The sequence below is a fragment of the Dialister sp. CAG:357 genome, assembly GCF_000435155.1.
GTDB lineage: Bacteria > Bacillota > Negativicutes > Veillonellales > Dialisteraceae > Dialister > Dialister hominis.
Map to the genome: position 1 here is coordinate 1780 of NZ_FR896412.1, position 5523 is coordinate 7302.

Consider the following 5523-nt stretch of genomic DNA (forward strand, 5'->3'; position numbering starts at 1 on the left):
GGCGGCAGCCATGGCCGCCAGAATCCATTGTTTCCCTTTCATATCTATCCCTCCTGATTCATTATTAAAATCATGAATTCAGTATACTACCTGCGTGCTCCTGCGTCTTATGCAGAAATACTATCAGGCAAAATCACGCGGATAACAGGAGGAAATTTGCTCACCAGTATATAATAATAAGCAAACACTAATGAAAGAAGGATACTCATCCATGAACCATAAACGACTTGCCGCAGCCCTCCTGACTGCGCTTGCTCTCACGACCCTTCCCGCCATGGGAACTGCCTTTGCCGAAGACGGCGTAGACGCCTACGGACGCCCCGACGCGGCCGCAAGAACTCAGCAGGAAAATCCGCCCGTCACCGTCTCCATCACTCCATCCGATACACAGGAACCTTCGGAAAATACGGCTGAGGAAACACAGGAACCAGCACCGCAGGAAGAAGAAAACAATGAAAACAGTGAAAATGCAGACGTCGCTGTTTCCTCCATTTCCACAAGCACGTCCGATGAAGGCGAAAGCACTGTCATCACCATCGACGTACTCCCTGCCAAAGCAGAGCCCGAACCCGTCGACAACCTTGTCCTCGCTGCAATGAAAGAGCATGAAGCGAAAATGGCAAAGGAAAAGGAGAGTGCCGCGCCCGTCAAGGACGCCCTCTATCCCCTTCCGACTGAAGCAAATGTCAATGGAAAGCCCGCCATCATCCCCGCAGCCACGGCCGATGACGTAGAGCCAGACTACATGAAAGACGACCAGAGACCCATCGTCGGAGGAGAATCCGCACCGGGCGGCATCAAGACCCCGGGCGTCATGACCACAGCCAAAGATGGCCGAAAGAAAGTCACCATCAAGAAATCAAACAAAGACAAGAAAAACGCCGCCGAAAATCTTCTCGACACCCTCGCCTTCTTCGCCGAAACCGTAGCCGGCAGCCAGACAGCAGACAAAGAGAAGAAAGAAAAATAGTGTCAGCAGAAACTACTGAAAGAAAGGGTTCCGCATAACGAGCTTTACCCATTACAAAACCCCGAGTCAGGAAAATCATTTCCCTGACCCGGGGTTTCTTTTTCTATGATTTCATTATCTCGACTGTACGCATCTTGCGCCTACGGCTTTATGAACGAGGGCGCTGGCCAGCATGACGAGGACGATGACGGGGAATGTGATTCCCAGCGGTGTCTGGACGTCGAGGAGCTGGCGGTAGAGGATGAAGCCTGCCAGCCAGAGGGCGAGGTTCAGCCAGTCTACGCTTTCTTCGCTGTGGTCCTGCTTCAGGATGAAGTAATCCGAAAGAAGGATGGCTGTCATCGGAGCGAAGACGGATCCAATGAAGTACAGGAATTCCTCGAAACTGCTCGAGTCCATCATGACAGCAAGGCCGATGCCGCCTGCGCAGGCGATAAGGGCGAGCGCTTTTTCAGAAAGTCCGGAAATCAGTGTCTTTCCGGAAACGCCGGCAGAGAATGCATCCAGGAATGTCGTCGTGACAGTCGAAAGAAGGACAATCAGGATTCCGACAAGGCCCATACCTGCCTGAAGAAGGATCTGGGCGATATCATCCTGCCCGGTATAGAGAGCGGCGCCCATACCGATGATGAACATCCAGGAGCTTGCGGCAAAGTAAGCCAGGCAGCTCGCTGCCGTTGCTTTGAAAGGTTTCTCCGCGATGCGGGTATAGTCGGAGATGACAGGAAGCCAGGAAAGAGGCATAGCCACCGTGAGCTCTATCGCTGCGCCAAGCGTCATGTCTCCCACAGCCTGCGGCACATGGTCTCCCATGAAAATCACACCGCTCAGGACAAGCGTCAGAAGAAGGAGAGCCGCAATCACGACCACATTCACCTTCCCCAGATTCTTGAGTCCAAGGACGATCCAGAGAGCAATGAAAGCGCCGATGATGACACTCCATACAGAACTCCCCATCCCGGAAAGCGTATTCGCAGCCGCGGCAGCGCTCGCAATCATCACCGCCGTCCAGCCGATCAGCTGGATGACATTCAGCCCGGCAAAGAGCCTGGCTCCCTGATGGCCGAAAGAAATCGCCACCGTTTCCATCGCACTCTTCCCCGTGCGCCCGCCGATCAGCCCTGCGCCAAACATCACCGCGCCGCCGATCACGTGACCGATCAATATAGCCAGAAGCCCTTTCGCCAGTCCCAATGGCGCAAGAAGCATGCCCGTCAGAATTTCAGCAATCGATATTCCTGCCCCGAACCAGAGCAGCCCATTCGAAAAGACACTCGTCTTATTCTCACTCATAAAAGCCCCCGCTTTCCTAATGCTCCCTAAGGAGCCATTCATCATTTCCTAAAAGTATAATATAACGGCCGAATGAGTTCAAGGAAAGCTGGAATGCAGAAATAGCAAAAGAAAAAGGCCAGCCGGTGTGAGGGTTGACCTTTTCGATATTATTCAACACCCAGTGCCTTGAAGACAGCATCTTTTGCGGATGTGTAGAAAATCAATTGAAAACTAGACATCAGTGTTGCGGGAACAGCAGCAATTTCCTGAGCAGAGATGATTGGGATTAATACCTTCTTAGCCCCAGAATCCAGACATACCTGAAGAGAAGAAGCCAAATCATCGACAGGGAGAAGTGATCCGCTGATAGTCATATCTCCAAGCACCGCAAGACTACTGATCGTTGGTTTTCCAAGAGAAATTGAGCACAATGCAATGAGTGTCGGAAGTGCAAGTTTATTTGTCATTCCGATCTCCTGCATATCCTGATAGCCAATGATGAAATCAAAAAATTTTGTATTGATTGCTCCGCTAATCTGATTTACATTTGCTTTCAGGAAATTATAGGCCGTATTGACCGATTCTTTCGCTTCTCTATCATTACCAAGTCCAGTCTTGTCAAACTTGCCGGACCCGCCCATCATTTGTGTTTCCAAACGGAAAACGCCAATCATGCCCGTCTGCCCTCTTGAGACAGTATAGACTTGCCCGGGATTGCAAAGACCTTCCGGAATTAACTTTCCAGATCCCTGCTCTGGTACAGAAACAAATTTCTCCTCAAATGACTGCTGATCAATATAACTGAAATTAACGTCATAGAACTCCATGCCGCCCAGTCTCTTAAGCTGCTCCTTAACTCGTCTGCGCATTTCGAGTGCCATTCTGAGACATTCTTCGACATCTTCCTTCGTGTATTTTCCATTCGGATACAGAAGTTTGATATATCCATCAACCATCTTGCGGACAGCAATCGTATCTCTCTGGTTCAGATTCTTTCCAAGTCTGAAGAACTGGTCAATAGCATCACCATGACTTTCCTTACGCAGCTCGCGCATAAATTCAGCCATGTAGTCAGTGATAAATCCATAATCATCCGTAAAATGTTCCGGACGGAATTTTGGAATTTCCCACCCCGGATTATAACAGCGAATGCGGTCAAGGAATGCCGTATCCGTTCCCATCTCCGGAGGGAAAGGATCAAAGAGGCTCGATGTTTTAAGAAGGACATCCACACTCTGATTAATATTTCTTACAAAAACCATAGAAGCAGATGCGGAAATTTCTTCTTTGCCCCTTGCGAAAGACCCTGACGCCATATAGTCCTTCATAATCTGTACACCGTCATTGTCTCTGAATTTGATACCGGCGACTTCATCAAATGCCACACAGTCCCAAAGACCTACGAGGCCTACGGCATGACGTCCCATATTATAGAAAAGATTAGCGACGGTTGTCTGCCCGCCAGAGACAAGAATACTATTAGGAGAAATTTCCTTGTATAGATGCGATTTTCCTGTACTTCTCGGTCCCAGTTCACAGAAATTGAAATTATTCTCGACAAGAGGAAGCATACGGTTCAAAAGAAGCCACTTCTCACGATAAGTAAATTCATCCGGTTCCATCCCAGAAGATCTCAGTAGTACATCGATCCATTCTTCCTTCGTGAAAGCTTTCCTGCCTTCTCTTAATTGTTCCATATCAATATGAGGCATCTGGATTGGTTTCAGAGAACAAACCGTAATCGGAGAAAATTCTCTCTTCTTATGTTTTTGTCTGCCTGTCTGGATTTGGGGAGACGCCTTATGCATGAACTCCGGCAATTCCGGCTCAGGCTCATATTCGGATGCATATTCGAGACGGACAATGCACCAGATTCCTCCGCAGAGTAAACGGTCATACTTTGTAGGGAATTCCTCACCAATCGGAATTCCTGTCAATCCCAGGTTCGAAAACGACGCTTCATAGCGATCTTTTTTAATATTAAGCGCTACAGAAACCATATCAATAATCGTATGCGTTCCCTGTTCACGAAGAAGAGACAAAACTTTCTGCGCTTCATCTGGGCGAACGTAATTTGATGCGAGTATTTTTTTGACAGTTTCTACCCCATCTTGAATGATTTCTTCATCTTCAGAATTGCAGTATTGCCCGAGCAGGTACTCTAATACATACACAGGAACATTAGCGCCTTCCTTGATTTTCTTTGTCAGATCCTTGCGTACGATTTTACCATTGAAATATTCGCGCAGCTTGGCTCTGATTTCATCCCGGACGTTTTTATCCAGCTCTAGATCATCCATTCTCTTTCCCCCTTGAACACGTCCACTTAGAAATCAATATCATCCGTTGGAATCGAAATATTGATATGGAATTCTTCTTTAACAGGCTGCTGAAGACCACTTTCATCAGCAATGACAAGGTAATACGTATTGAGTCTGCTGTATTTCTTTCTCTTCAAATTGAATTTGCAACGGAAAGCTCTTTCCTTTAGATCATCACTTTCCTTATCTGCAATAATTCTATTTATATCACTAACCTTTTGTTTTTCACTATCTTCAAAATAGACCTGGTAAGAAGCAGCCTGGCGATTTCCTCCAACAGGATCCTTTTGAAGGAAATTTAGATTGAAAATCATATTGCTAATCAATCGATTAGATGACACTAAATCCACTTCAACCGGTTTGGTGTCAAGTTCATCTTTCTTATTAAGATACTTTTGCGTTGACTGTCTAAAATACTCAAAATTCAATACAGGAACAACCATCTCCTGTAATCTGATCCCACCATGGACAAAATTCAGTCCACCGCCTTTTTTCTTGATTCTTACATACTCACGGGGTGCAAAAGCTTCATAATCTGTCTTCCCATCCATAAAGCGAACAGGCAGCAGGAAATCCGGCTTTGCTCCCTTCTTCGTAATCAGGTATCTCTGGTCGACTTCTACATCCTTTGCATCAGACGACGTCTTATCTACCTTTGAATCTTCTCTCAAAGGACTGTAGGTATAAATAAATCCATGATCCGCTGTAATAAACGCTCTCGTGCTATTCATCTCATTAACAATGATATGCATCATATTTTTGATTTCCTGAATAGCCTCATCGCAGGCCGGGAAAACAGCACTGTTAGAAGTATGGCTGGCTTCATCGATCTTATCATGGTAGATATAAACAATGTCCATGCCTTTTACCATAGCCTGACGCTCTTTTTTCTTGACCCGGATGATGTCGCTATATTTCAAAGCTAGGTTCTTCACGCTTTTTTGTGGGATAAAAATA

General features: G+C 46.7%; 4 protein-coding genes. 1 reads left to right on the forward strand and 3 read right to left on the reverse strand.

All coding sequences use genetic code 11. The features are described 5' to 3' along the window. Positions 1 to 211 precede the first annotated feature (211 nt). On the forward strand, positions 212 to 970 hold the full coding sequence (locus tag M3200_RS04080) for a hypothetical protein (RefSeq protein WP_022382267.1): 759 nt from the start codon (positions 212 to 214) through the stop codon (positions 968 to 970). 114 nt (positions 971 to 1084) lie between these two features. On the opposite strand, the gene cytX is transcribed toward M3200_RS04080, so the two are convergent. The 3 genes from cytX to M3200_RS04095 all read right to left on the reverse strand — a co-directional run. After that, positions 1085 to 2263: a putative hydroxymethylpyrimidine transporter CytX gene (gene cytX / locus M3200_RS04085; RefSeq protein ID WP_022382268.1), complete on the reverse strand. Its 1179-nt coding sequence runs from the start codon at positions 2261 to 2263 to the stop codon at positions 1085 to 1087. 149 nt (positions 2264 to 2412) lie between these two features. Then, entirely contained in the window at positions 2413 to 4545 is a 2133-nt protein-coding gene (brxL, locus tag M3200_RS04090) for a protease Lon-related BREX system protein BrxL (protein ID WP_022382269.1), read from the reverse strand. Positions 4546 to 4571: 26 nt separating this feature from the next. Beyond that, positions 4572 to 5523 (reverse strand): PglZ domain-containing protein (locus M3200_RS04095; protein ID WP_288178132.1); only part of this gene is annotated, 952 nt, incomplete at its 5' end.

Bases quoted from the DNA above. Each gene is read 5' to 3' on its own strand.
- cytX (WP_022382268.1), bottom strand. From the start codon at position 2,263: ATGAGTGAGAATAAGACGAGTGTCTTTTCGAATGGGCTGCTCTGGTTC.
- M3200_RS04080 (WP_022382267.1), top strand. From the start codon at position 212: ATGAACCATAAACGACTTGCCGCAGCCCTCCTGACTGCGCTTGCTCTC.
- brxL (WP_022382269.1), bottom strand. From the start codon at position 4,545: ATGGATGATCTAGAGCTGGATAAAAACGTCCGGGATGAAATCAGAGCC.